Source organism: Mycobacterium sp. DL592 (assembly GCF_011694515.1).
GTDB lineage: Bacteria > Actinomycetota > Actinomycetes > Mycobacteriales > Mycobacteriaceae > Mycobacterium.
Window position 1 is genome coordinate 1,990,454 of the sequence record NZ_CP050192.1, and the last position, 24,363, is coordinate 2,014,816.

A 24,363-nucleotide genomic window follows, 5' to 3' on the forward strand; every position below is an offset into this window, starting at 1 on the left:
CGTGAGGCAAGCCTGTCCTGGGCTGGGCCGCTTGTCCTTTCGCGCCCGGGCGTAGACGGCCGATCCGGTCAGCGTGGTGTGAAAACGCCCTCGAGGTAGACGGTGCGGCACGCCCGGCGAGCCAGCTTGCCACTGGTGGTCCGCGGGATCGTCCCCGCGGCTGCCAGCTGCACTCTCGCGTCGGCGATGCCGTGGCGCTGCGCCATCGCGTCCCGAATCGCCGCGATCGCGGCCTGCGGATCAGCCCGGCTGGTACCGGCGGCCCGTTCGGCGATGATCACCAACTGGCCGGCCCCGTCTCCCCCGGCTGGTCCGGCAACATCGTTGCCGGACAGGGCGAATGCGACGACATAGCCCCGCCGGACGACCGGCGAGGCGTCCGCGGTCGTCGCTTCGATGTCCTGCGGATAGAACCGCCTGCCGCCAACGATGACCAGGTCCGCGATGCGGCCGGTGACATAGAGCTCGCCGTCGAGGTAGAAACCCAGATCCCCGGTACGCAACCACCTCGCATCGCCGGGCACATCGCCGGCGTGACTGCCGTCGGCCAGTCGTGTGCCGAGGTGTGCGCCGAACGTCGACTCCGTCTCGGCGGGACGTCCCCAGTACCCGCGCCCGATGTTGTGCCCGTGCAACCAGATCTCGCCCACCTGCTGGTCGGGCAGCTCGTGACCCGTCTGTGGGTCCACGATCACCGCCCATAGGCTGCGTGCGACCTGACCGCACGAAACCTGCTGCACAGCAGTGGGATTGGTCGAAGATGTCGGGACTGCATGTCCGGCCGCCAACTGGTCGGCGTCCAGATGCACCACCGTCGGTGTCGCGGTAGGAGCGATAGTGGCCACGAACAGGGTGGCTTCGGCGATACCGTAGGACGGCTTGAACGCCGTGGGGGCCAACCCGTACGGGGCGAACGCCGCATCGAAAGTCCTGATGGCCTCGATGCTGACCGGTTCGGAGCCGATGATCATCGCAACGTTGTCGAGGTCGATGTCCGCACCCGGATCAGGCAGGCCGCGTTGGGCGGTCCATTCATAGGCGAAATTCGGTGCGGCCGTGACCACATGACCGGATCGGGATTCGGCGGACAGCGCCTGGATCCAGCGCAGCGGGCGGCGGACGAAGGCTGTCGGCGACAACAGCGTGGAATGCCCGCCGTACACGGTCGGGAAGCCGATCATCGACAGTCCCATGTCGTGGTAGAGCGGCAACCAGCTGACGCCGTGAGTGTTGCGGTCCAGCAGGTCGATGGACAAGATCATCTGGATCAGATTGGTGCCGACCGCGCGGTGGGTGATCTCGACGCCGACCGGGGCGCGAGTCGCTCCGGAGGTGTACTGCAGATGAGAGATGTCATCGACGTCAATCACTCTGGGGCGAAACGTATCTGCCGCCGAATCGGGAATGGTGTCGACGAGAATCACCCGTGGCCGGCGCGCGGGTGGCAGTTGATCGAGGAAGCCCGCCACCGCCGCACTTGCCGCCGATGTGGTCAGCACCGTGGTCGGTCGGGCGTCGGCGAGGGCGGTGTGCAATCGCTCGGCATGTCCGGGGAGTTCGGGTGCGAACAGCGGCACGGCGATGGTGCCCGCTTTGATCGCCGCGAAGAACCCCGCGACGTACTCCAGGCCCTGCGGGGCCAGAACTGCCACCCTGTCACCGGGGTCCGAGGTCTGCTGAATGAGGGCACCGATCGCCCGCAGCCGCCGGCCAAGCTGCGACCAGGTGAGTTCGGTGACATGTCCGTGCGCGTCGTGACCGTAGTCGATGTATCGATAGGCAACGGCGTCACCGATATTGGCGACGTTGCGGTCGATCAACGAGATGAGCGTGACCCCGGCCGGCAGCACGACACCGCCCCGTTGGTCGAGGCAGTCCTCGATGCGCAGCAGGCCCTCCGGTACCACGTCGAGCCGCCGATCCATGACCGCAGTCTAAGCAGCCGTGGCTCCGGTCCAGGGCATGCCGGGCGAACGTCGCAGGCTATCGTTGGTGCGATTTTCATCACCGTCTGTCACAGGGGAACCATGCCGAGTTGGATTGCCGAGTTGGTCCGGCTCGACGGCAACGGCACAAGCTTTCGCACCTCGCCGGCGGGCGGGGCCGGCCCGAGGCTGTACGGCGGCCTGATCGCGGCACAGTCACTGGCGGCCGCGGCGGCAACCGTCGACCCGTGCCGGCTGCCGCAGTCGCTGCACGCCTACTTCATCCGGGGCGGCAAGGTCGGTGTGGACGTCGAGTACACCGTCGAATGCACGCGTGACGGCCGGTCCTTCAACACCCGCCGGATCACCGCAGCCCAGGACGGCGTGCCGATCTTCGAGATGCTCGCCTCCTTTCACCAGCCGGAGACCACCACCGACTGGCAGCACACCGACGCCTGGCCGCTGACGTTGGCTGATGCCACGTTGGAGACCCGGCTTCCCGAGCGATGGGCGGATCACTTCGAGGTCCGGGTGGCACCGGGGAGTTCCCTCGACTGGCCCGAACAGCCATTCTGGTTCCGCACCCGGGAGCCCCTCGAGGACGACCCCCTGTTGCGGGCATGCGCGCTGACGTTCATCTCGGACATGGGCCTGGTGTCCTCGGCCCGCCCGCCCGGCCAGGTGGCTCCGGGGCCCGGCGGCGCGGCGAGCCTGGACCACGCGCTGTGGCTGCACCGTCCGACCGATCCGCACCAGTGGCACCTGTACGATTCAGTCCCGCTGAGCCACAGCGACGCCCGCGGACTGGCCCGCGGCTCGATACACCGCCACGATGGCGTGTTGGTCGCCAGCGTCGTCCAGGAGTCACTCTGGCGCATCTGAGCATGGCGCCCGCAGCGGTGCGCTAGGTTTGCGCCCCGTGGGGACATTCGAGGGCCGCCGCGTGGTCATCACCGGCGGGGCCAGCGGTATCGGCCTGGCCAGTGCCAGGGAATTCGCCCGACGCGGCGCGCAGGTCGTGCTCGGTGACGTCGCGCTGTCGGCGCTCGACAACGCCGTGGCGGCGCTGCGAGCAGACGGCTACACCGCGCACGGAGTGATTTGTGATGTCACCCGGCTCGAGGATGTCGAACGTCTCGCCGACGAAGCCGAGCGACTGCTGGGCCCGGTGGACATCGTCTTCAACAATGCCGGCGTCGCGCTGGCCGGGCCGGTCGCCGAGATGTCCCACCAGGATTGGCGCTGGCTCATCGACATCGATCTGTGGGGCCCGATCCATGGTGTTGAGGTCTTCGTCCCCCGCCTGCAGCGCAATGGCGGTGGCCACATTCTGTTCACCGCGTCGTTTGCGGGTCTGGTCGCCAACGTCGGTCTGGGACCGTACTGCGTCGCCAAGTACGGCGTCGTCGCGCTGGCCGAGGTGCTTTCGCGCGAACTGCGCACCGACGGTATCGGGGTGTCGGTGCTGTGTCCGATGCTGGTGGGCACCAACCTGGAGACCAACTCCCAGCGCAGCCACGACGGCGTTCTGGCCGACCCGGTCAGCGAAAGTCCGTCCGGCAGCGAGGAAGAACCGCCGTTCTCCGAGCACGTGACCGACGACGTCGTCCTGGACGTCGATGACGTGGCCCGCCTCACTGTTGACGCCGTTGCGGCCAACAGGCTGTATGTTCTACCGCACACCAACGCGCGGGGCTCGATCCGGCGCAGGTTCGAACGGATCGACCGCACCTTCGATGACCAGGCCGCAGAGGGCTGGACGTACTGAGCGGCAGGCCCGGTGTTTAGCAAGAGCGAAGACCGGGAACAAACCCGGATTCAGCCGCGTTGTCGCGTCGGTTGATAGAGAACGTAACGGGAAGGCACGGAAATGACGGTTGACTACGACGCCCCCCGCCGCACGCAGGTTGAGCCTGAGGAGGAATCGCTCGAGGACCTTGCGGGTCGGCGCAACGATGCGGCTACGGCGGTCATCGACGTGGACGAAGCCGACGCCGTCGACTCGTTCGAGTTGCCCGGTGCTGATCTCTCCGACGAGGAGCTGACAGTTCGGGTCATCCCGAAGCAGGCCGACGAGTTCACCTGCACCAGCTGTTTCCTGGTGCACCACCGCAGCCGGCTGGCCGACGCTACGCAACTGATCTGCACCGACTGCGCGTAGCAGCCGGTGCAGATCGGGTGCGGTTAGTTGATGTCTTTGCGGTGCAACGTAATTCGTTGGTGCTCCGGATCAGGCGATGACGCGGACCAGGTAGGGGGCCATGTCCGTGGTGCGCACCGGTGACACCGCCACCGCGGTGTCGGTGACTTCCAGCATCTGACCGTTGCCGAGGAACATCGACACGCTCTGGGTGCCGTCGGGTCCGTAGAAGATCAGGTCACCCGGAAGCGCCTGGTCGGCCGTGACGTGCTGACCCACCTTGTACATGTCACCCGAAGAACGCGGCAGCTTCGCCCCGACACCGGCGTAGACGTACTGGATCAAACCCGAGGAATCGAACCCGACCGTCGTCGCGCCCGTCCCCTTGCCGAGCGTCGGACCGGTGATGTCGCCACCGGCCCACGAATACGGAACCCCGCGCTGGGCCAATCCGCGGTCGATGACGATCTTGACGTACTGATCGCGGCTCACCGGCGCGGCGCCGGCCGTTGCCGACACCAAGCCTGGGATCGCCAGCAACACGGCCAGGCTGATCGCAATGGCATATAGGCGCTTCATCTTCTGACTCCATCTCCTCCGGGCCTGCTGCTGATCGGCTGATGCAACAGCTGGCCCAACTTCCGTGACGTGAAGGCCTCGGGAGCAAACTCCGTCGGTGTTCACAAACTTCACTTCTGTCACTTCTACAGCAAACATTGTGGCGGCTGCTACCCGAATTTTCCGCTGAGCAGGCGTTTTGTCCGAACCGTGACGCAACGGTGTCCTGAGCGCCGTCCAATGTTGCCCAAACAGTTGCGATTTCCGGCGGCGCGCCGACTGCGCTGTTGGCGCTCAGCGTGTTTGAGAACTCCGGTCTGCCGGCGTCCTGGGCGGCAATTGCCACGAGGCCATCGGTGTCTGGACCATCCACCCGCAGAGGACCCCGCTGGCGGTTGGACGTGTGGCCAGCAACCAACGGGAGGCGGAGAGGGACTCCTAGCGGGTCCGGTCGCGAACCCGGTAGGTCGACGGCCACGACTTTCGGGTGTCGTCGCCGGTGAGCGCCATCCCCATGCCGCCCACCTTGACGTCATAGGCCTCTTTGCCCGCACCGACCTCGCGATTGGCATGTTCCTGCGCGAGGTAGTACAACTCATCGATCGCAGCCTCGCTGTAGGCGACAAACGAAGTCTCGCGAATCGCGTTGTCCGGCAAGGTCATTCTGTCGGGAAGCAGGCGTGACGCCAGTGCGGCCAGGCCCAGCAGCGCGAACGGGATGACCCAGTAGCAGACGAAGGACAGCGGCGTCTTGGTGTCGAGGATGGTCGCGTCGCCCTGTACGACGGGCGGGATGGCGGACGACACCGTCATCCCAGCGAAGGCGGCAACCCAGATCCAGGTCAGTCTGGTGGTGATGCGCCCGAACAACTCGCTGTTGACCACCTCGTCGCTGCGGCCGGCGGCGGCGAACTCGCGGACGAAGGGCTTGCCGATGATGACGCCGACGAGCGCCACCAGGAAGATCCCGACGTTGCTCAACGGCTGAATCCAGCGCTCCATGAACGACTGACTGACCGCGAAGGTCAGGATCGTCAGCACCGAGAACGTTGCGACAGCACCGATTTCGAAGGTCAGCCCCGGTGCCTTCTTCGCCCGCCCGATCACCAGGCCGGCAATCGCGGTAGCCAGCGCGACCAGCACCGCGGTCTCGAAGGGAACATTGCCGACCAGGACCCAGTACACGATCCACGGCGCGAAGCCGACGAGTATGCCCACGGCTCACAAGTGTATTGCCGTGCCGGTTGCGGGTACCCCTAAGCACCTTCGACCCTTAAGGACCGTCCGTGAGCACAACCAGCCAGCGTCAACTCGGCGAGTCCGACAGTCCGATCGAGGACGAACTCGAAGAGGCCTTCGAGCGGATGGTCGACGAAGGCAGCCAACGTCTGCACCGCACCTGGCGAGAGGTGCTCGTGACCGGTTTCTTCGGTGGCACCGAGGTCGCGATGGGCGTCCTGGCGTATCTGTCGGTACTCGCGCAGACCCACAACCAGCTGCTGGCGGGCCTGGCGTTCTCGATCGGATTCCTCGCGCTGCTGCTCGGGCGCAGCGAGCTGTTCACCGAGGGTTTCCTGGTCCCGGTGACAACAGTGGCCGCCAAGCGGGCCGGCTTCCCGCAGTTGCTCAAGCTGTGGGGCGGAACGCTGGCAGCGAACCTGGTCGGCGGCTGGGTGATCATGGCGCTGATCATGGCGGCGCTGCCGACACTGCGCGAGCAGACCGTGGAGTCCGCCAAGCACTTCGCGACGGCGCCGCTGTCGGTGCAGACGGTGTCGCTGGCCTTGCTCGGCGGGATGGTCATCACGCTGATGACGCGGATGCAGCACGGCACCGATTCGGTGCCCGGCAAGATCGCGGCTGCGGTAGCCGGGGCGTTCCTGCTCGCCGGTCTCACGCTGTTTCATTCGATCCTGGACTCGTTGCTGATCTTCGGCGCGCTGATCACCGGTGAAGCCCCCTTCGGCTACGCCGACTGGCTGGGCTGGTTCGGCTATACGGCGATCGGCAACGTCGTCGGTGGCCTGGGTCTGGTGACAGTGCTGCGGTTGCTGCGCAGTAAGGAACGGCTCAAGGATGAGCGCCGCCATGCCGAGCAGGAATGACGGCGTCTACTCCCCTGCCGACCCGAGGATGAGCATGGCGACATGCAGCGACGCCCGCGACTCGGCGTCGTCGAGAGCCAGGCCGACGATCCGCTCGAGGGCATCGAGCCGCGAGTACAGCGTGGGCCGCGACATGTGCAGGGTGCGGGCCAGCTCGGCCTTGTTGCCGCCGGCCGTCAGGAAGCTGCGCAGCAGATCGAACATCTCGTCGCCATGGATGGCCCGGTGTGCCAGCAGCCCCGAAAGTTCGGTCTCGGCGAAGGCCTGCACCCGGGCATCGGAGCGGATCAGCGAGATCAGGCCGCGCAGCCGGACATCGGCAGATCGGTGAAAAGGCCTGTCGTGCGACGGCATCGACATAGCAACTTCGGCCACGTGCCCGGCCTCGCGCAATCCGCCGACCGCATCGATCAGGCGGCTCGACTCGGGTCCGACGCCGATCACGCAGTCGATCACCCCATCGAGTCGCAGGACCGTGCGCCTGATCTCGGTGCACACCACGGTCAGCGCCGCCTCCAGCGAGGTGGGCTGGCCGCTGGCCCGCTGCGGTGCCAGTACCAGATCGATCTGGCCGTCGTCGCGGGTGGCGGCCAGTCCGGTATGGCCGGCCACGCGCACCGCGTGCATGATCGCGTCCAGCGTGCGCACCCGGCGCTGCTGCACCACCACCTGATCTGCGGCTGCACCTTCCCGCAGCCGCGCCGCCATCGGCACGTAGGTCAGCGCGGGGCGCAACCCCAGTGCGTGGGCCCGTGCGGTCGCCTCGGCCTCGTCGGTGACGCGTCCCCGGCGAAGGTCGTCCACCAGCCCGCTCTGCGCTCGCAGCTCCAGCGACGTCCTGTTCTGCTCGACCATGCGGTGCAGGGCCAGCGCCTGGGCCGCCCGCTCCAGCGTGGTCACCGTCCGGGAATCGGCGTCGGCGACCTCCGGTGTGATCAGCCGGCCCCACACCTCGCGGTACGGGCCGACCGGACGTGCGGTCCAGGACTGCGGGCCCGCCAGCCGCGACCGGCGTTCCCAGTCCGACAACAGCTGCGATGTCGGGATCTCGCGGGCGGCGAAGGAGAGCACCTGACGGTTGAGGTCCTCGAGGACCACCGGGGTCTCCAGCATCTCGGCGGTGGCCGAGACGATCTGATCGATCGAGGCTCGTCGCATGCTCAGCGCGGTGAAGGCCTCGTGCACCCGCTGGGCGTAGGCCACCTCGGCGTACTGGTCGGTGACGATCCGCCGGTGAACGTCCTCGGTGACGTCGACGAAGCGCACCGGGCGGTGCAGCACGACGACCGGAAACGCCAGCTCCGCACCCGACCGTAGAACCGACTCCGGAATCTCCTGGACGTGCAGCCCGAGTTCGACGACCACGCCCACCGCACCGGCCTCGGCCAGGCCCGGTAGATAGTCGTCGCGCACCGCCGGGTCGGCCAGCGCTTGCCCCGTCGTCAGCACCAACTCGCCCCCGGTCAGCAGACCGGAGAGGTCGGCGAGGTCGCTGACGTGCACCCAGCGCACCGGTACGTCCAACTGGCCGGCGCAGACCACGTCCGGCTGGCCTGCGCGAACGGTCGGGAGGTCGAGAATCTCGCGAAGTGTGGGCTGCACTTACACAGTGTAAGAGCTCAGTGGAATCTCCATACATACTGTCGGCATCGAGGTGGGGCCGGTGCGGCCAAGATAAATGCATGACCCTCGCAGCGCCCCACACCCGCGTCCGCACCATCGCCCACTGGGCCGACGGTAAGCCCTTCGCCGGCAGCAGCGACCGGACCGCACCGGTCACCAACCCCGCCACCGGCCAGGTGACCGGTCAGGTCGCCCTGGCCGACGTCGCCGACGCGCGGGCCGTCATCGAGGCCGCGCGCGCCGCCTTCCCGGCCTGGCGCGACACCTCGGTCGCCAAGCGCACGACTATCCTGTTCGCCTTCCGCGAGCTGCTCAACGCCCGCAAGCAGGAACTGGCCGAGCTCATCACCGCGGAGCACGGCAAGGTGCTCTCCGACGCCCTCGGTGAGGTCAGCCGCGGCCAGGAGGTCGTCGAATTCGCCTGCGGCATCGCGCACCTGCTCAAGGGCGGTATGACCGAGAACGCCTCGACCAACGTCGACGTGGCCTCCATTCGCCAGCCGCTCGGCCCGGTGGCGGTCATTTCCCCGTTCAACTTCCCGGCCATGGTGCCGATGTGGTTCTTCCCCATCGCGATCGCCGCCGGCAACACCGTGGTCCTCAAGCCGTCGGAGAAGGATCCGTCGGCCTCGCTGTGGATCGCCAACCTGTGGGCCGAGGCCGGCCTGCCCGACGGTGTGTTCAACGTCCTGCAGGGTGACAAGGTTGCCGTCGACGAGCTGCTGACCAACCCGGCGATCAAGGCGGTGTCCTTCGTCGGCTCCACCCCGATCGCCCAGTACGTCTACTCCACCGGCACGATGCACGGCAAGCGCGTCCAGGCCCTCGGCGGCGCCAAGAACCACGCGCTGATCCTGCCCGACGCCGACCTGGACCTGGCCGCCGACGCGATGGTCAACGCCGGCTTCGGTTCGGCCGGCGAGCGCTGCATGGCCATCTCGGCCGCCGTCGCCGTCGGACCGATCGCCGACGAGCTGGTCGCCAAGATCGCCGAGCGCACAAAGACTTTGAAGACCGGCGACGGCACCCGCAACTCCGACATGGGGCCGCTGGTCACCAAGGCCCACCGCGATCGGGTGGCCTCCTACATCGACGCCGGCGAAGCCGACGGCGCGACGATCGTGGTCGACGGCCGCACGGTCGCCGCGGACGGCGGAGAAGACGGGTTCTGGCTGGGCCCCACCCTGATTGACAACGTCACCCCCGAGATGAGCGTTTACACCGACGAGATCTTCGGACCGGTGCTGTCGGTGCTGCGCGTGGACACCTACGACGAGGCGCTGGCGCTGATCAACTCCAACCCCTACGGCAACGGCACCGCGATCTTCACCAACGATGGCGGCGCTGCCCGCCGCTTCCAGAACGAGGTCGAGGTCGGCATGGTCGGCATCAACGTGCCCATCCCGGTGCCGACCGCCTACTACAGTTTCGGTGGGTGGAAATCGTCGCTGTTCGGTGACACCCACGCCCACGGAACCGAGGGAGTGCACTTCTTCACCCGTGGCAAGGTGGTCACCACCCGGTGGCTCGACCCGTCCCACGGCGGCATCAATCTCGGCTTCCCCCAGAACAACTGAGCCCGAAAGAGGCAGACACCGCAATGACCGCAACTACGTCACACCTGCTGCCCAACGGCCTGGACGCTGAGAGCGCCCGCGCCGAAGCCGCCCGCGCCTACGAGCTGGATCGCCAGCACGTCTTCCATTCCTGGTCGGCGCAGGCGCAGATCAAGCCGATGACCGTCGTCGCCTCGGAGGGTTCCTACATCTGGGACGGCGACGGCAACAAGCTGCTCGACTTCTCCGGACAGCTGGTGTTCACCAATATCGGCCACCAGCACCCGAAGGTCGTCGCGGCGATCGCCGACCAGGCCGCCAAGTTGTGCACCATCGCCCCGCAGCACGCCAATGCCGCGCGCTCGGAGGCCGCCCGGCTGATCGCCGAGCGCACCCCCGGTGACCTCAACCGGGTGTTCTTCACCAACGGCGGCGCCGACGCCGTCGAGCACGCGGTGCGGATGGCACGGCTGCACACCGGCCGGCGAAAGGTGCTCTCCCGCTACCGCTCGTATCACGGCGGCACCGATACGGCGATCAACCTGACCGGCGACCCGCGGCGCTACCCGAACGACTACGCCAGCGCAGGCGTCGTGCACTTCAACGGCCCGTTCCTCTACCGCTCGTCGTTCTACGCCGAGAACGAGCAGCAGGAGTCGCAGCGTGCCCTGGAGTACCTCGAGCGTCTCATCGCCCACGAGGGTCCGGCCACCATCGCCGCGATCATCCTGGAGTCGGTCCCGGGGACCGCGGGCATCATGGTTCCGCCGCCCGGCTACATGGCCGGCGTGCGGGAGATCTGCGACCGGCACGGCATCGTGTTCATCGCCGACGAGGTGATGGCCGGCTTCGGCCGGACCGGAAAGTGGTTCGCCATCGACCATTTCGACGTCGTGCCCGACCTCATGACGTTCGCCAAGGGCGTCACCTCGGGCTACGTGCCGCTCGGTGGCGTGGCCATCAACGACGCGATCTACAACACCTTCGCCGACCGCGCCTATCCGGGCGGGCTGACCTACTCCGGTCACCCGCTGGCGTGCGCGGCCGCGGTCGCCACCATCAACGCGATGGAGGACGAGGCGATGGTGGCCAACGCCGCCCGCATCGGTGAGACCGTGCTCGGCCCCGGCCTACGCGAACTGGCCGCCCGGCATGCCTCAGTGGGCGAGGTCCGTGGACTCGGTGTGTTCTGGGCGATCGAACTCGTCGCCAACCAGGCCAGCCGGGAACCGCTGGCACCCTACGGCGGATCCAGCGACGCGATGAACGCCGTCATCGCGGCCTGCAAGTCCGGCGGGCTGCTGCCCTTCGCCAACTTCAACCGGATCCACGCCGTGCCGGCCTGCAACATCACCGATGCCGAGGTCGCCGAAGGCCTGGCCATCCTCGACAAAGCGCTCGACGTCGCCGACTCGTACATGACCCGCTGAGGTCAGTACGGCGAGGTGTGCTGGGTCAGGACGAACATCACCAGTCCCAGGCACAGCAGCAGATTGAGTGCGACCACGATCGCGCCGATCACGATCAGCGAATGCGTCCAACGGCGTTGGGCGCGGCCACGTTTGGACTGGCGCTTCTCGCCGAGCAGCTGGCTGGCGGTGAGCGCGAAGTTGACGTCGATCAACTCGGCTTCGCTGCTCGGCCGGCCCATCGCGATGTGACGCAGGCGTTCGGGACTGATGTCGACGCCCACTTCGGCGAACTGTCGACTGAGGCGTTTGGCCTGGCGGCGGCTGCAGGACCGGGCATCGAGCGTCGCCGGGGCCGACCAGGTCGTCATAGCTTCCTGACTCTAGCGGCGACCGGCTCCCGACGCGCCGCTATTGCTCAGCGTGGCGCTTACAGGCCCGGCTGATCCTCGATGATGCCGAGCCAAATCTGGGCGGCGTCCATCGCGACCTTCTCGCTGATGAACGCGTGCTGGGTTCCGGTGTAGATGTCGCGGAAGCCTCGCTCCAGGCGGCTGCCCTCCCGGATCGCCGTAGTGCCCGCGGCCAGGTGGGCCCACTCGGCGCAGTTGCGTGCCACGTCGGTGGCGTACACGGCGGCGGCGCGCATGTCGGCGCGCAGCATCGGGGTGAGGTCTGCGCCGCCGGCGACGGCGTCCTCGGCGGCACCGAACGCATCCAGGACCAACAACCTGGCCGCCCGCCAGGCCGAGACATGGTGCGCGAGGTCCTTCTGGAAGGTCGGGCGGCTGGCCAGCGACGCCATGTCGCTCATCCGGTACTTCGTCGCTGCCAGGGCCTGGACGTCGTCGAGCATGCTCTTGGCCACGCCCAGCGCCCACGACGCGTGGCCTGCGGCGGTCACCGGCATCAGCCCCATCCGGGTGGCCGGTGAACTACCCCGGTTCGGGATCCGGGAGAAAAGCGGGAAAGTCCGGCGGGTCGGCACGAAGACATCCTCGACGCTGTAGTCGTAGGAACCGGTTGCTTTGAGCCCCTGGACATGCCAGCCGTCCTTGAACACGATCTCCTCGCGCGGGATCACCGCCACCTGCATGTCCGGGAGCCCGTCGGCTGCCATCCGCGGCTGGCCGTCATCGAGCGGGAAGAAACCTGCGCACACGTACTCCGAGTGGCCGGTGCCCGACCCGAAGCTCCAGGACCCCGTCACCCGGTACCCACCATCGACCGCGGTGCCCTGGCCGTTGGGAAAGAACTGCCCGCCCATCGTCACCTTGTTGTCGTTGGCGGTGAACACCTCGGCGAACCCGTCGTCGGGCAGATATGCGGCTACCGCGAATGCCGAGGGCAGGTTCGCGATGCCGATCCAGCCGAAGGACCCGTCCTGCCAGGCCATCTCAATCCAGGTCTCGATCATCTCGGCGAAGGTCGGTTCGACACCGCCTGCCTCGACGGGGTTGAACGACGTCATCAGGCCGCTGCCCCACATCTCCTCGACGATCGCCGGCGACATCGTGCGCAACTGCTCGGACTCGGCGGCCTGGGCGGCCACCAGATCGCGCATCCCGCGCGCGACGGTCAGAACCTGATCCCCCGCTTCGACAGTCGACGTCACTGAAATCTCCGATCTTGACGCGGTGGGCTGCACGGCAGTGAACAACCTTGAAAAACTGTATAGCCCCGAGCCGGGCGCAGGGGCAAGAAGCGGGACTCGTCAGATTTGCTCGGCCTGCGGCACGCCCGCTGATGGGCCATAGTTCACGGGAGCGACTCGCAGACCTCGCCGTGGCGAAACATGGCGATGCCACACTGCGGTCCTCAACTAGCTGTCTAGAAGCAGGGAGCAGGCAATGACCGACGTCGTCAACACCACGCCGGACAACGTGGGAGACTTCGACGCCACCGGGTCCGTCCCGCCGCCGCACGAGCACAGCCGCACCGGCCTGTCCGCAGATGCGCTGCGCCGCGCGATCAGTGACCACCTGATGTACTCGATCGCCCGGCCCGCCGCGGCGCTCACTCCCGAGCACTACTACCGGGCGCTGGCCCTGGCGGTGCGCGACCGGATGCAGCAGCGCTGGATGGCGACCACCCAGGACTGGCTCGACCTGTCGAACAAGGTGACCTGCTACCTGTCGGCCGAGTTCCTGATGGGTCCCCAACTGGGCAACAACCTGCTCAACCTCGGAATCGAGAAGCAGGCCCGGGAGGCGCTGGCCGCGCTGGGCCAGGAGCTCGACGAAATCCTGGGCTGTGAAGAGGAGCCCGGACTGGGCAACGGCGGCCTGGGCCGGCTGGCTGCCTGTTACCTGGACTCGCTGGCCACCCTGGAGCGGCCCTCGATCGGCTACGGCATCCGCTACGAGTTCGGCATCTTCGACCAGGAGATCCAGAACGGCTGGCAGGTCGAGAAGACGGACAACTGGTTGGTGGGTGGCAACCCCTGGGAGATCGACAAGCCGGACGCCAGCTACATCGTCAACTGGGGCGGCTACACCGAGCAGTACGAGGACCTGGCCGGCCATCACCGCGTGCGATGGATTCCCCAGCAGGTGATCAAGGGTGTCTCCTATGACACCCCGATCCAGGGCTACGGGGTCAACACCTGCAACACGTTGACGCTGTGGAGCGCCCGGTCGGTGGAGTCCTTTGCGTTGGAGGCGTTCAACACCGGCGACTTCTACAAGGCCGTCGAAGACGAGGTTGTCGCCGAGAAGGTCTCAAAAGTCCTCTACCCCAACGACGAGCCCGACGCCGGTAAGCGCCTGCGCCTTCAGCAGCAGTACTTCTTCGTGTCGTGCTCGCTGCAGGACATCCTGCGCATCCACACCGAGCGGGCCAGCCTGCCGCTGGACGCGCTGCCCCAGAAGTGGGCCATCCAGCTCAACGACACCCACCCCTCGATCGCGGTGGCCGAGCTGATGCGGCTGCTCATCGACGAGCACCATCTGAGTTGGGATGACGCGTGGGCCATCACGCTGGAAACCTTTGGCTACACCAACCACACGCTGCTGCCCGAGGCGCTCGAAACGTGGCCGCTGGGCATCTTCGGCGAGTCGCTGCCGCGGCATCTGGAGATCATCTACGAGATCAACAACCGCTTCCTTGACGAGGTGCGGGCACGTTTTCCCGGCGACGAGGATCGTATCCGCCGGATGTCGCTCATCGGTGAGGACGGCGGCAAGAGCGTGCGGATGGCACACCTGGCCACGGTCGGCAGTCACGCGATCAACGGGGTGGCCGCACTGCACTCAGAACTGCTCAAAGCCAGTGTGTTGCAAGACTTTTACGAGATGTGGCCGGAGCGTTTCGGCAACGTCACCAACGGCGTGACGCCGCGCCGCTTCCTGGCCCTGTCCAACCCGGGGCTGCGCAGCCTGCTCGACGAGACGATCGGCGAGGGTTGGCTGACCGAACTCGACCAGCTGCGTGAGCTGGAGAACTTCGTCGACGATCCCGAGTTCCGGCAGCGTTGGCGAGATGTCAAGCGTGCCAACAAGAGTCGACTCGGTGAGTTCGTCCACTCGACCACCGGCATCGAGCTGGACCCAACCTGGATGTTCGACATCCAGGTCAAACGAATCCACGAGTACAAGCGCCAGCATCTCAGCGTCCTGCACATCATCACGCTCTACAACCGGCTCAAGCAGAACCCGAGCTTCGCGATCGCCCCCCGGGCGTTCATCTTCGGCGGCAAGGCCGCGCCCGGGTACTTCATGGCCAAGCGCATCATCAGGATGATCACCGCGGTCGGGGCCACGGTGAACAACGACCCCGATGTCAACCGCTTCATGAAAGTGGTGTTCCTGCCGAACTTCAACGTCCAGAACGCCCACCTGATCTACCCGGCCGCCAACCTCTCCGAGCAGATTTCCACCGCGGGTAAGGAAGCTTCCGGCACCGGCAACATGAAGTTCATGATGAACGGCGCGCTGACCATCGGGACACTCGACGGTGCCAACGTCGAGATCCGCGAAGAGGCCGGGGCCGAGAACTTTTTCCTGTTCGGTCTCACCGTCGACGAGGTGGAGCGCATCAAGGCCGAGGGTTACCGGCCCGCGAGCTACATCGAGAACGATCCCGAACTTGCCGAGGTGCTGGAGTTGACCCTTTCGGGCGCGTTCACGCACGGCGACACCGAGGTCCTTCGGCCGGTGGTGGACAACCTGATTCACCATGACCCGTTCTTGGTGCTGGCCGACTATCGCTCGTACGTGGACTGCCAGGCCAAGGTCAGTGCGGCCTGGCAGGACCGCGACACCTGGTCACGGATGTCGATCCTCAACGCGGCCCGCAGCGGCAAGTTCAGCTCGGACCGGGCGATCGCGCAGTACTGCGACGACATCTGGAACGTCACTCCGATGCCGGTGGACCTGTAGGGGCCCCGGCCTCAGTCCTCATCTTCGGTCGATGTTCGACGGTTGAACGCGCGCTGAATCGCGAGCGGGCTGCCACAGTGGGTGGTGTGTACACCGAACACCGTGAGGTCAACCGCGCGATGTGGGACGAGCGCGCCCCGGCGCATGCGGCATCGCCGGACTATGCGGTTCAACAATTGATCGCCGATCCGAACCGACTCTCCGACGTCGTCCGATTCGACGTTCCCCGACTGGGTGCGTTGTCCGGACTGCGCGCGGTTCACCTGCAGTGCCATATCGGCACGGACACGATCTCGCTGGCCCGTCTCGGGGCGCGGATGACCGGGCTGGACTTCTCCCGCGCCGCACTGGAGATCGCCCGCGGGATCGCCTCGGCGGCGGGGGTGAGCGTCGACTACGTCGAATCCGACGTCTATGCGGCACCGGAAGTGTTGTGCGGGAACGTTTTCGATCTCGTGTACACCGGAATCGGGGCGCTGGTGTGGCTGCCCGACGTCGGTCGCTGGGCCGAATCGGTCGCCCGTTTGCTGCGGCCGGGCGGCCGGCTGTTCCTGCGCGAAGGTCACCCGGTGCTGTGGTCGGTCGACGAGACCCGCACGGACGTGATCGCGCTGGCATATCCGTACTTCGAACACGAGGAGCCGTTACGGTTTGACGCCTCGGAGACTTATGTGCAGACCGACGCGGTCTTCACCAACGCCGAGTCGCGGGAGTGGAACCACGGCATGGGTGAGATCGTCACCGCGATACTCGACGCCGGCCTGCGCCTGACCATGTTCGTCGAACACGACTCGGTGCCCTGGGATGCACTGCCCGGGCGGATGCGCGAGGACGGCGGCGAATGGCGGCTGATCGAGCACGGTGACCGGCTGCCGCTGAGCTATACGTTGCAGGCGGTCAAACCTTGAGCTATCCGGTCGGTGTCAGGATCACCACGGGGATTTCCCGGCCGGTGCGCTGCTGGTACTCGGTGAAATACGGATACATCGCCACCAACCGCTGCCACAGCTCGCCGCGCTGTTCGGCAGGAGCCAGTTCGGCGCGCACCGTAATCTCCCGATCCCGCAGCCGCGCAACGGCTTCCGGGTTCGCCTGCAGATTCAGCCACCACGTGGGGTTCGAGTCGCTACCAGCGTACGCCGCAGCGATGACCAGCCGGTCGCCGTCCTGGAGGTAGATCAGCGGCACCGTCCGCTGCTTGCCGCTCTTGCGGCCGGTCACGGTGAGCAGCATGGTCGGGTAGTTCGGGTTCTGCGCCGCGCCACCGGTCGCCCGGTACAGCGTCGCGTGCAGATCGCTGAACGTGCGCGTCACCGGCCGCATCCACGGGCGGCTCATCAGCCGTCCGGCAAGGCTGAACAGTCGCGAGCCCCGGTTCTGCGTCATCGACTCGTCCTAGTAGTGGTAGGTGTCCGACGGCGCGCTGGCGTGGACCGCCTGATCGTCGAACTCCGAGACCTCGATGCCGTAGGCGCGGGCCAGGTCGAGGATCTTGTTGGCGCGCGCGATCCGCGGCAGATCCGAGCCGTTGCGGATCTCGCCGCCGTCGCGCTCGAACTCGGCGAAGAACTCCTTGGCCCAGGTGATCTCTTCCTGCGACGGCGCGAGCCCTTCGTTGACCGTCGGACACTGATCCGGCGTCAGGCAGATCTTGCCGGTCATGCCGAACTCGGCGGAGACCGCGGTGGCCTCGCTGAGTTTGAGTGCGCTCGAGCCCACGGTCGGGCCGTCGATCGGGCCCGGCAGGTGCGCCGCCTTGGCGGCGATGGTGAACCGCGACCGCGCATAGGCCAGCGTGGCCGGATTGTCGCCGAACCCGGTGTCGCGGCGGAAGTCGCCGATGCCGAACGCCAGCCGGAAGGTTCCCTTCGCGGACGCGATCTCGGTGATCCGCTCCAGTCCGCGCGCGGTCTCGACCAGGGCGACGATCGGGGTGTTGGGCAGCCGCTTGGCGGTCTCGGTGACATGGTCGACGGACTCGACCATCGCCAGCATCACCCCACCGAGCGACGTGGTGGCCAACGCCTCGAGGTCATCGGCCCACCACGGCGTGCCGAAGCCGTTGATGCGCACCCAGTCGCTGTTGCCGGCCGCCAGCCATGCCACCACGTTGTCCCGCGCCGATGTCTTGTCCTTCGGTGCGACGGCGTCCTCGATGTCGAGCACGACGATGTCGGCACGCGAGCGCACCGCCGCCGCGAACTTGTCGGCGTGGGCGCCGTTGACCAGCAGCCAGCTGCGGGCCAGCACCGGGTCGATGCGGAATCCGACGTCGTGGGACTCGTTGGAATCCCAGCCGCTGCTCTGGTCGTACATGGTGTTGCCCTGGCGCCTTTCCTGCCGCGAATGTGCAGCACCATCCTGGCAGCAGCGGGGTGCTGCACCGACGGCAGGTCGTTGCCCGGCCGGTGCGACTGTGGCAGGCATAAGCTGACGCCATGGTCAAAGCCGGTCGCATCGTGTCGCTCTGGCGATATCCCGTGAAATCGATGGCCGGCGAGCGGATCGCCAACGCGCAGATCGGAACGCTCGGTCTGCATGCCGATCGCACCTGGGCGGTGCGCGACGTCGAACACGACACCACGACCAGCGCCAAGAAGCTGCCGGGACTGCTGTGGTGCACGGCCCGCTACGCGCAGCCGCCGGCCGCCGACGCCGGGCCGGGGCGCGCGCCGGAAGTGATCGTCGGGCTGCCCGACGGCCGGGAGTTCTCCAGCGCCGATCCCGGTGTGCACCGGGCGTTGTCGGAGTACGTCGACCACGACGTCGAACTGCGGCCGCTGCCACCTATTTCCGACCGTCACCAGTACCGCACCCCGATGGCCACCAAGAGCGACCTGCGGACGATCTTCGGCCTCGCCGACGACGAGCCGTTGCCGGACCTGTCGATGTTTCCGGTGCGCAAGCTCGCCGAGATCACCCGGTATGCCACCCCGGTCGGCAGCTATGTCGATGCCTACCCGGTGCACATCCTGACCACGCAGAGCCTGGCCGCGATGGCGGCGGTGGCCCCTGATTCCGATTTCGACGTGCGGCGATTCCGGCCGACGGTCCTGGTGGATGCCGCCTCGGACTCGGCGCATCCGGAGTGGGACTGGTGCGGTGGAGTGCTGCACGGTCCGCACGCCGACCTGGCGCCGCTGATCCCGACCATCCGCTGCGTCATGCCGTCGCACGAGCAGCCCGAGCTCAAGCAGGATCGCGACGTCACCCGGGCCATCGCTACCCACTCGAGGCGTTGTCTGGGCGCGTACGGCGACGTCGCGAAACCGGGCGTGATCGCCGAAGGCGATGTGCTGCAACTGGAACCGCCGCAGCGGGCGAATACGGAGACCGGTGCGGTGAAAGTCAAACGAATGGTGATGCGTGCCTTCTCCGCCGCCATCCCCAACGGAGGAAGGAACTGACATGCGCAATGTCGTCGGTGGTCTCGGTGTTCTGGTGGCGCTGTTCGGCCTGCTGTTCACCCTGCAGGGTTTCGGGGCGGTGCAGGGCAGCCCGATGAGCAATACGACGACGTGGTCGGTGCTCGGACCGCTCATCGCCCTGATCGGCGTCGGTGTCGCCATCGCGGCCTGGCGGCCGAGGCGCTAGAGCAGGTGCTGAACGGTCCGCAATCGTTCACGCCACCAGGCGACCCGCTCGGCGTCGGTGACCGCGAAGCGCTGCAGGAGATCGCGGTCCGGCGCGGCCGGCATCGGCGCGACCGGCAGGTGGCCGTCCACCGGGATCAGTGAACGGCCCGGCGAGACCAGATCGCCCGCCAGCGCCATGACGGTGGCCAGGCCACAGGCGAAGGGCAGGTCGGGCAGCACGCCCGCCACCGCAAGCCCACCGGCGAGGCCGATGCTGCTGTCCGGCGGCGAGGAGACGACGCAGGGGATGTCGTAGGACTCGGCGACCCGCAGCGTGCGGCGAACACCCCCGAGCGGCCCGACCGTGAGGACGGCGACGTCGGCGGCGTCGGCGAGGTCGAGGCCGAACGGGTCGGGCGCATCGCGGATCGATTCGTCGGCGGCGATGCGCACGTCGACTCGCCTGCGTACGGCGGCCAACTCCGCCAGCGTCGCGCACGGCTGCTCGACGAACTCCAGCCCGCCTGCGGCGGCGTCGAGGGCCGCGATCGCGGTGACGGCGGTGTCGACGTCCCACGCTCCCCCGGCGTCACAGCGGATGGCGGCCGCCGGTCCGAGGGCGGCGCGCACCGCTTCGAGCCGGGCGATGTCCTCCGGCAGCGAGTCCGGGTGCGCGGCCACCCGCACGTCGGCCGCCGGGCAGCCACTCTGCGACGCCATGGCAGTGGCCTCGGCGGGGTCGACGGCCGCAACGGTGACCGCGACCGGCACCCGTCCGCGCACCGGATCCGGCCAGCCGACGGTTCCCGCTTCGACCGCCGCGGTCAGGAACCGCACCGCGTGCAGATCTGTCGCAGCGGCGGGCGGGCTGAACTCACCCCAGCCCTGCGGGCCTTCCAGAAGCATCCCCTCGCGACCGGCGAAACCGGGATAGCCATCGCGGACCGGGATCGCGAATACCGGCGCGTTGTCGAAGTCGATCAGGGTTTGCACGGGCGCCGGGTTACGAAGGAGACGGTGACCAGTAGGCAAGCATCTCGGCGAACGTCTCGAACGCCGCCTTCGACATGCCGTAGGTGGCCTCGAAGTGGATGCTCAGCGGGAAGCCGAGGTCGCCGACCCCGTCGATGATGCGTTTGTAGAGGTCGACGAGCATCTTGCGTTTGACGTCGGGTTCGTTGCCGGCCAGGGTCGCGACGAAGTCCTGTTCGGCGGCCACCAGCGCGTTACCGGGGTCCTGGATCAGCCAATTGATCAGTCCGACACGGGTTTCGACCTTGGGAACGAAACCGAACGAGAGCAGGATCTCCGGGCGGTGGTCGTGCTCGCGGGCGAAGTCGGTCAGGAACCCCACGATGGCATCGGAGTACAGCAGTTGGGTCATGCCGTATGTCGCGCCCTGACCGCACTTGAAGCCGAACCGTCCTTCCTCGCCCTCGCGGGTGGGAATCAGGATGACGCCCCGGTTGGGCACCAGGTCGCGGTAGATGGTCAGCGCGTCGGTGGGAGCGACGCCGGAGCCCTCGCCGTCACTCATCGTGCGGGGAACGCCGACGAACGCGATGCCCTCCATCCCGGCGGTAAGCAGTTCGGTCAATCGGGCACGCAGCGTGGTCTCGTCCATGAAAGCGGTGACCTGGGTGCACAGTCCGCGGAAGCCGGGAAGTTCCGGCGCGATACGTGACCAGTAGTCCAGCACGTCGAGCTTGGGCTTCATCTCGACCGGACGGTCGTCGTCCTCGGCGATCATGCCGGGGATCATCACGTGCCGGATCGCCCCGTGCAGCCCTGTTTCGGCGGAGTACCGCATGACCTTGCGAGCCTCGTCCAGAATTTCCTCGGGACCGCGGTCGGTATTCGGTGGCACGAGTTCGAGCGCGACCGTGTTGAGGGGCACCAAGCTGCTCCTGATCAGACGACAGGGAATGCATCACCATACCGACCGGACTTCAGACAGGCGTTCAGGACTGCCCACATCCCGCCTGCCAGGACATCTGCCGGTAGATGGGGCAAACTTCTGTTCGGGACTCGGCCGGGGGGTAGCTTCGGTGGGTGTCGGCGGCCCGGCTTCGGGTGCCATGGCGGAATCGTGCGGAGGGTGAGCCGATGAGGCGTTCGACGGGACGGCGTTGGGCGATTCTTCTGACCGCGGCGGCCCTCATGGTCGTGGCGGCATGCGCCAAGCCCGCGGAGGCGCCGCAGCAGTCCACGACCAGTGGATCGGTCCAGCCCACCAGCAAAGCGGTCAATGGTGGTCCCAACTCGTTCAGCCCGAAACCCCTGCCGCCGCTGACACCCGTGGTACCGACCCAAGGTGCAGCCACGCCGTGACCGTGATCGAGGACTCACGACACGCTGGAAACTTAGTCTTGACTCAGTCCAGAAAACGGTGGAAGTATCTGCCGTGTGAGCTCGATGGCGGATTTCGCGGACCAGCTGCGTGCAGCTGACCTGCGGGTCACCCGGCCCCGGGTGGCGGTCCTCGAGGCCGTGCAGGCCAATCCGCACGCCGACACCGAGACGATCTTCAGCGTCGTGCGCACCGGGTTGCCCGATGTTTCCCGGCAAGCCGTCTACGACGTGCTGCACGCTCTGACCACGGCCCGCCTGGTGCGCCGCATCCAGCCCTCGGGTCTGGTGGCGCGCTACGAGTCGCGGGTCGGCGACAACCACCACCACATCGTCTGCCGACACTGCGGAGTGATCGGCGACGTCGACTGTGCCGTCGGTGAGGCGCCATGCCTGACCGCCGCCGACGATCTCGGCTTCGCCATCGACGAAGCCGAGGTCATCTACTGGGGCCTGTGCCCCGACTGCTCCACCCAACAGATTTCGCGGGCACAACCGTGACCGCGGCCGGATTCACCAACACCCAATCCCGAAAGGAATGAACGTGGCTGAGGAAACCCCACCCATCGGTGCGGCACAGAGCGAACCCGCCGAAAGCGGTTGCCCGATGCGCATCAAGCCGCCCGTCGAGGGCGGCAGCAACCGCGACTGGTGGCCGAACGCCGTCAACCTCAAGATCCTGCAGAAGGATCCCGAGGTCATCAACCCGATGGACCCCGACTACGACTACCGCTCGGAGGTCCTCGGCCTGGACTTCGACGAGCTGGCACGGGACGTCGACGCGGTCATGACCGACTCGCAGGACTGGTGGCCCGCCGACTTCGGCCACTACGGCCCGTTCTTCATCCGGATGTCCTGGCACGCCGCCGGTACCTACCGGGTGCAGGACGGTCGCGGCGGCGGCGGTAAGGGCATGCAGCGGTTCGCCCCGCTCAACAGCTGGCCCGACAACGTCAGCCTGGACAAGGCGCGCCGGCTGCTCTGGCCGGTGAAGAAGAAGTACGGCAAGAAACTGTCGTGGTCGGATCTGCTGGTCTACGCAGGCAACCGGGCACTGGAGAACATGGGCTTCAAGACCGCGGGATTCGCGTTCGGCCGTCCCGACTACTGGGAGCCCGAAGAGGACGTCTACTGGGGCGCGGAGGCGGAATGGCTCGGCTCGCAGGACCGCTACGCCGGTAGCGACCGCACCAAGCTGGAGAACCCGCTGGGCGCCACCATGATGGGCCTGATCTACGTCAATCCCGAAGGCCCGGAAGGTGTTCCGGACCCGCTGGCCGCTGCGGTCGACATCCGCGAGACCTTCGGCCGGATGGCGATGAGCGACGTGGAGACCGCGGCGCTGATCGTCGGCGGACACACCTTCGGCAAGACGCACGGTGCGACCCCGGTCGAGAACGGCGTCGAGCCCGAAGCCGCGCCGCTGGAGCTGCAGGGCTTCGGCTGGGCCAACTCGGGTGTCGGCAACGAGACCGTCAGCAGTGGTCTCGAGGTCACCTGGACGCACACCCCGACCAAGTGGGACAACAGCTTCCTGGAGATCCTCTACGGCAACGAGTGGGAGCTGACCAAGAGCCCCGCCGGTGCCAACCAGTGGAAGCCTAAGAACGACGGCTGGGCCAACTCGGTTCCGATGGCGCAGGGTGACGGCAAGACGCACCCGTCGATGCTGACCACCGACCTGTCGATGCGGTTCGACCCGATCTACGGCGAGATCACCCGCCGCTGGCTGGACCATCCCGAAGAGCTCGCCGACGAGTTCGCCAAGGCCTGGTTCAAGCTGCTGCACCGCGACATGGGGCCGGTCGTGCGCTACCTCGGCCCGGATGTGCCGAAGCAGACGTGGGTGTGGCAGGACCCGATCCCGGCAGGCACTCCCCTGTCAGCCGAACAGGTCGCCGCGCTCAAGTCGGCCATCGCGGACTCCGGTCTGACCGTGGCCCAGCTGGTGTCGACCGCATGGAAGGCGGCGTCGTCCTACCGCAACAGCGATATGCGCGGTGGTGCCAACGGCGGCCGCATCCGGCTGCAGCCGCAGCTCGGCTGGGAGGTCAACGAGCCCGACGAACTGGCTCAGGTGATCCGCGCGCTCGAGGGCATCCAGTCCTCGGCCGGCTTCCCGGTGTCGTTCGCCGACCTGGTGGTGCTGGGCGGCAATGTCGGTGTCGAGAAGGCCGCTGCCGCAGCCGGTTTCGACATCGAGGTGCCCTTCACCTCGGGCCGTGGCGATGCCACCCAGGATCAGACCGATGTCGAGTCGTTCGCCTACCTGGAGCCCAAGGCCGACGGTTTCCGCAACTACGCGGGCAAGGGTCTGAACCTGCCCGCCGAGTACCACCTGATCGACCGGGCGAACCTGCTCGGCGTGTCGGGTCCGGAGCTGACGGTTCTGGTCGGCGGGCTGCGTGTGCTCGGTACCAACTTCGGTGGCACCAAGCACGGTGTGTTCACGGACAAGCCGGGTGTGCTGAGCACCGACTTCTTCGTCAACCTGCTCGACATGAGCACCAAGTGGGAGCCCTCGCCGGCTGACGACGGCACCTACATCGGCAAGGACCGAGCCAGCGGTGCGGCCAAGTACACCGCCAGCCGCGTCGATCTGCTCTTCGGCTCGAACTCGCAGCTGCGGGCGCTGGCCGAGGTGTACGCCGAAGACGATGCCAAGGAGAAGTTCGTCAAGGACTTCGTCTCGGCGTGGGCGAAGGTCATGGACAACGACCGGTTCGATCTGGCCTGACAGCAGT

Annotated in this window: 22 protein-coding genes and 1 pseudogene; 13 read left to right on the forward strand and 10 right to left on the reverse strand. The window is 67.2% G+C overall.

The window, feature by feature from the left end:
• Nucleotides 1–68 precede the first annotated feature (68 nt).
• Nucleotides 69–1,925, reverse strand: coding sequence for a fatty acyl-AMP ligase (locus tag HBE64_RS09620; protein ID WP_167100868.1), 1,857 nt, complete (start codon nucleotides 1,923–1,925; stop codon nucleotides 69–71).
• Between the two features lie 102 nt (nucleotides 1,926–2,027).
• Here HBE64_RS09620 and HBE64_RS09625 point away from each other — a divergent pair, with 102 nt between their 5' ends.
• The 3 genes from HBE64_RS09625 to HBE64_RS09635 all read left to right on the forward strand — a co-directional run bounded on the left by HBE64_RS09625 (nucleotide 2,028) and on the right by HBE64_RS09635 (nucleotide 4,086).
• Nucleotides 2,028–2,807 carry an acyl-CoA thioesterase II gene (locus tag HBE64_RS09625; protein ID WP_167100871.1) on the forward strand — a complete coding sequence of 260 codons (780 nt, stop codon included), beginning with the start codon at nucleotides 2,028–2,030 and terminating at the stop codon, nucleotides 2,805–2,807.
• A 37-nt stretch (nucleotides 2,808–2,844) separates the two neighbouring features.
• Nucleotides 2,845–3,693 carry an SDR family NAD(P)-dependent oxidoreductase gene (locus HBE64_RS09630; protein WP_167100873.1) on the forward strand — a complete coding sequence of 283 codons (849 nt, stop codon included), beginning with the start codon at nucleotides 2,845–2,847 and terminating at the stop codon, nucleotides 3,691–3,693.
• 102 nt (nucleotides 3,694–3,795) lie between these two features.
• Nucleotides 3,796–4,086, forward strand: coding sequence for a DUF4193 domain-containing protein (locus HBE64_RS09635; RefSeq protein WP_167100876.1), 291 nt, complete (start codon nucleotides 3,796–3,798; stop codon nucleotides 4,084–4,086).
• A gap of 75 nt (nucleotides 4,087–4,161) precedes the next feature.
• Here the strand turns inward: HBE64_RS09635 and HBE64_RS09640 are convergent.
• Nucleotides 4,162–4,644 (reverse strand): annotated as a pseudogene (locus HBE64_RS09640) (NlpC/P60 family protein); the annotation flags it as partial.
• Between the two features lie 417 nt (nucleotides 4,645–5,061).
• Complete coding sequence (locus HBE64_RS09645) at nucleotides 5,062–5,841, reverse strand: hypothetical protein (protein WP_167100882.1); 780 nt, start codon at nucleotides 5,839–5,841, stop codon at nucleotides 5,062–5,064.
• A gap of 68 nt (nucleotides 5,842–5,909) precedes the next feature.
• On the opposite strand from HBE64_RS09645, the gene HBE64_RS09650 reads away from it, so the two are divergent.
• Nucleotides 5,910–6,728: a formate/nitrite transporter family protein gene (locus tag HBE64_RS09650; protein WP_167100884.1), complete on the forward strand. Its 819-nt coding sequence runs from the start codon at nucleotides 5,910–5,912 to the stop codon at nucleotides 6,726–6,728.
• A gap of 6 nt (nucleotides 6,729–6,734) precedes the next feature.
• Here HBE64_RS09650 and HBE64_RS09655 read toward each other — a convergent pair whose 3' ends face one another.
• Complete coding sequence (locus tag HBE64_RS09655) at nucleotides 6,735–8,330, reverse strand: PucR family transcriptional regulator (RefSeq protein WP_167100887.1); 1,596 nt, start codon at nucleotides 8,328–8,330, stop codon at nucleotides 6,735–6,737.
• Between the two features lie 80 nt (nucleotides 8,331–8,410).
• Here HBE64_RS09655 and HBE64_RS09660 point away from each other — a divergent pair, with 80 nt between their 5' ends.
• Nucleotides 8,411–9,928, forward strand: coding sequence for a CoA-acylating methylmalonate-semialdehyde dehydrogenase (locus HBE64_RS09660; protein ID WP_167100889.1), 1,518 nt, complete (start codon nucleotides 8,411–8,413; stop codon nucleotides 9,926–9,928).
• A gap of 23 nt (nucleotides 9,929–9,951) precedes the next feature.
• Nucleotides 9,952–11,337: an aspartate aminotransferase family protein gene (locus HBE64_RS09665; RefSeq protein WP_167100892.1), complete on the forward strand. Its 1,386-nt coding sequence runs from the start codon at nucleotides 9,952–9,954 to the stop codon at nucleotides 11,335–11,337.
• A 2-nt stretch (nucleotides 11,338–11,339) separates the two neighbouring features.
• Here HBE64_RS09665 and HBE64_RS09670 read toward each other — a convergent pair whose 3' ends face one another.
• Nucleotides 11,340–11,687: a hypothetical protein gene (locus HBE64_RS09670; protein WP_167100894.1), complete on the reverse strand. Its 348-nt coding sequence runs from the start codon at nucleotides 11,685–11,687 to the stop codon at nucleotides 11,340–11,342.
• A gap of 59 nt (nucleotides 11,688–11,746) precedes the next feature.
• Entirely contained in the window at nucleotides 11,747–12,880 is a 1,134-nt protein-coding gene (locus HBE64_RS09675; RefSeq protein WP_167108993.1) for an acyl-CoA dehydrogenase family protein, read from the reverse strand.
• Between the two features lie 286 nt (nucleotides 12,881–13,166).
• On the opposite strand from HBE64_RS09675, the gene HBE64_RS09680 reads away from it, so the two are divergent.
• Together HBE64_RS09680 and HBE64_RS09685 are read left to right on the forward strand one after the other, a co-directional pair.
• Entirely contained in the window at nucleotides 13,167–15,695 is a 2,529-nt protein-coding gene (locus tag HBE64_RS09680; RefSeq protein WP_167100897.1) for a glycogen/starch/alpha-glucan phosphorylase, read from the forward strand.
• 86 nt (nucleotides 15,696–15,781) lie between these two features.
• A complete protein-coding gene (locus tag HBE64_RS09685; RefSeq protein WP_243841559.1) occupies nucleotides 15,782–16,603 on the forward strand; it encodes a bifunctional 2-polyprenyl-6-hydroxyphenol methylase/3-demethylubiquinol 3-O-methyltransferase UbiG in 822 nt (273 codons plus the stop codon).
• A gap of 1 nt (nucleotide 16,604) precedes the next feature.
• Here the strand turns inward: HBE64_RS09685 and HBE64_RS09690 are convergent, their stop codons facing one another.
• Nucleotides 16,605–17,081 carry a nitroreductase/quinone reductase family protein gene (locus HBE64_RS09690; RefSeq protein ID WP_167100899.1) on the reverse strand — a complete coding sequence of 159 codons (477 nt, stop codon included), beginning with the start codon at nucleotides 17,079–17,081 and terminating at the stop codon, nucleotides 16,605–16,607.
• Nucleotides 17,082–17,090: 9 nt separating this feature from the next.
• Nucleotides 17,091–18,011 (reverse strand): CoA ester lyase, encoded by a 921-nt coding sequence (locus HBE64_RS09695; RefSeq protein WP_167100902.1) that lies wholly within the window; start codon nucleotides 18,009–18,011, stop codon nucleotides 17,091–17,093.
• 122 nt (nucleotides 18,012–18,133) lie between these two features.
• Between HBE64_RS09695 and HBE64_RS09700 the strand changes: the two genes are divergently transcribed.
• Together HBE64_RS09700 and HBE64_RS09705 are read left to right on the forward strand one after the other, a co-directional pair.
• A complete protein-coding gene (locus tag HBE64_RS09700) occupies nucleotides 18,134–19,102 on the forward strand; it encodes an MOSC N-terminal beta barrel domain-containing protein (protein ID WP_167100905.1) in 969 nt (322 codons plus the stop codon).
• 1 nt (nucleotide 19,103) lies between these two features.
• A complete protein-coding gene (locus HBE64_RS09705; RefSeq protein ID WP_167100908.1) occupies nucleotides 19,104–19,289 on the forward strand; it encodes a hypothetical protein in 186 nt (61 codons plus the stop codon).
• Here HBE64_RS09705 and HBE64_RS09710 read toward each other — a convergent pair.
• Nucleotides 19,286–20,263, reverse strand: a complete 978-nt coding sequence (locus HBE64_RS09710) for an o-succinylbenzoate synthase (protein WP_167100911.1) — start codon at nucleotides 20,261–20,263, stop codon at nucleotides 19,286–19,288. The genes HBE64_RS09705 and HBE64_RS09710 overlap by 4 nt on opposite strands.
• 10 nt (nucleotides 20,264–20,273) lie before the next feature.
• The gene (locus tag HBE64_RS09715) at nucleotides 20,274–21,167 is read right to left on the reverse strand and encodes a mycobacterial-type methylenetetrahydrofolate reductase (protein ID WP_167100914.1); all 894 of its coding nucleotides are present in this window, start codon (nucleotides 21,165–21,167) and stop codon (nucleotides 20,274–20,276) included.
• 209 nt (nucleotides 21,168–21,376) lie between these two features.
• Here HBE64_RS09715 and HBE64_RS09720 point away from each other — a divergent pair, with 209 nt between their 5' ends.
• The 3 genes from HBE64_RS09720 (at nucleotide 21,377) to katG (ending at nucleotide 24,356) form a co-directional block, all read left to right on the forward strand.
• A complete protein-coding gene (locus HBE64_RS09720; protein ID WP_167100917.1) occupies nucleotides 21,377–21,601 on the forward strand; it encodes a hypothetical protein in 225 nt (74 codons plus the stop codon).
• 75 nt (nucleotides 21,602–21,676) lie between these two features.
• On the forward strand, nucleotides 21,677–22,120 hold the full coding sequence (locus HBE64_RS09725; RefSeq protein ID WP_167100920.1) for a Fur family transcriptional regulator: 444 nt from the start codon (nucleotides 21,677–21,679) through the stop codon (nucleotides 22,118–22,120).
• Between the two features lie 43 nt (nucleotides 22,121–22,163).
• Nucleotides 22,164–24,356, forward strand: coding sequence for a catalase/peroxidase HPI (katG, locus tag HBE64_RS09730; RefSeq protein ID WP_208300607.1), 2,193 nt, complete (start codon nucleotides 22,164–22,166; stop codon nucleotides 24,354–24,356).
• The last annotated feature ends 7 nt before the right edge of the window (nucleotides 24,357–24,363 follow it).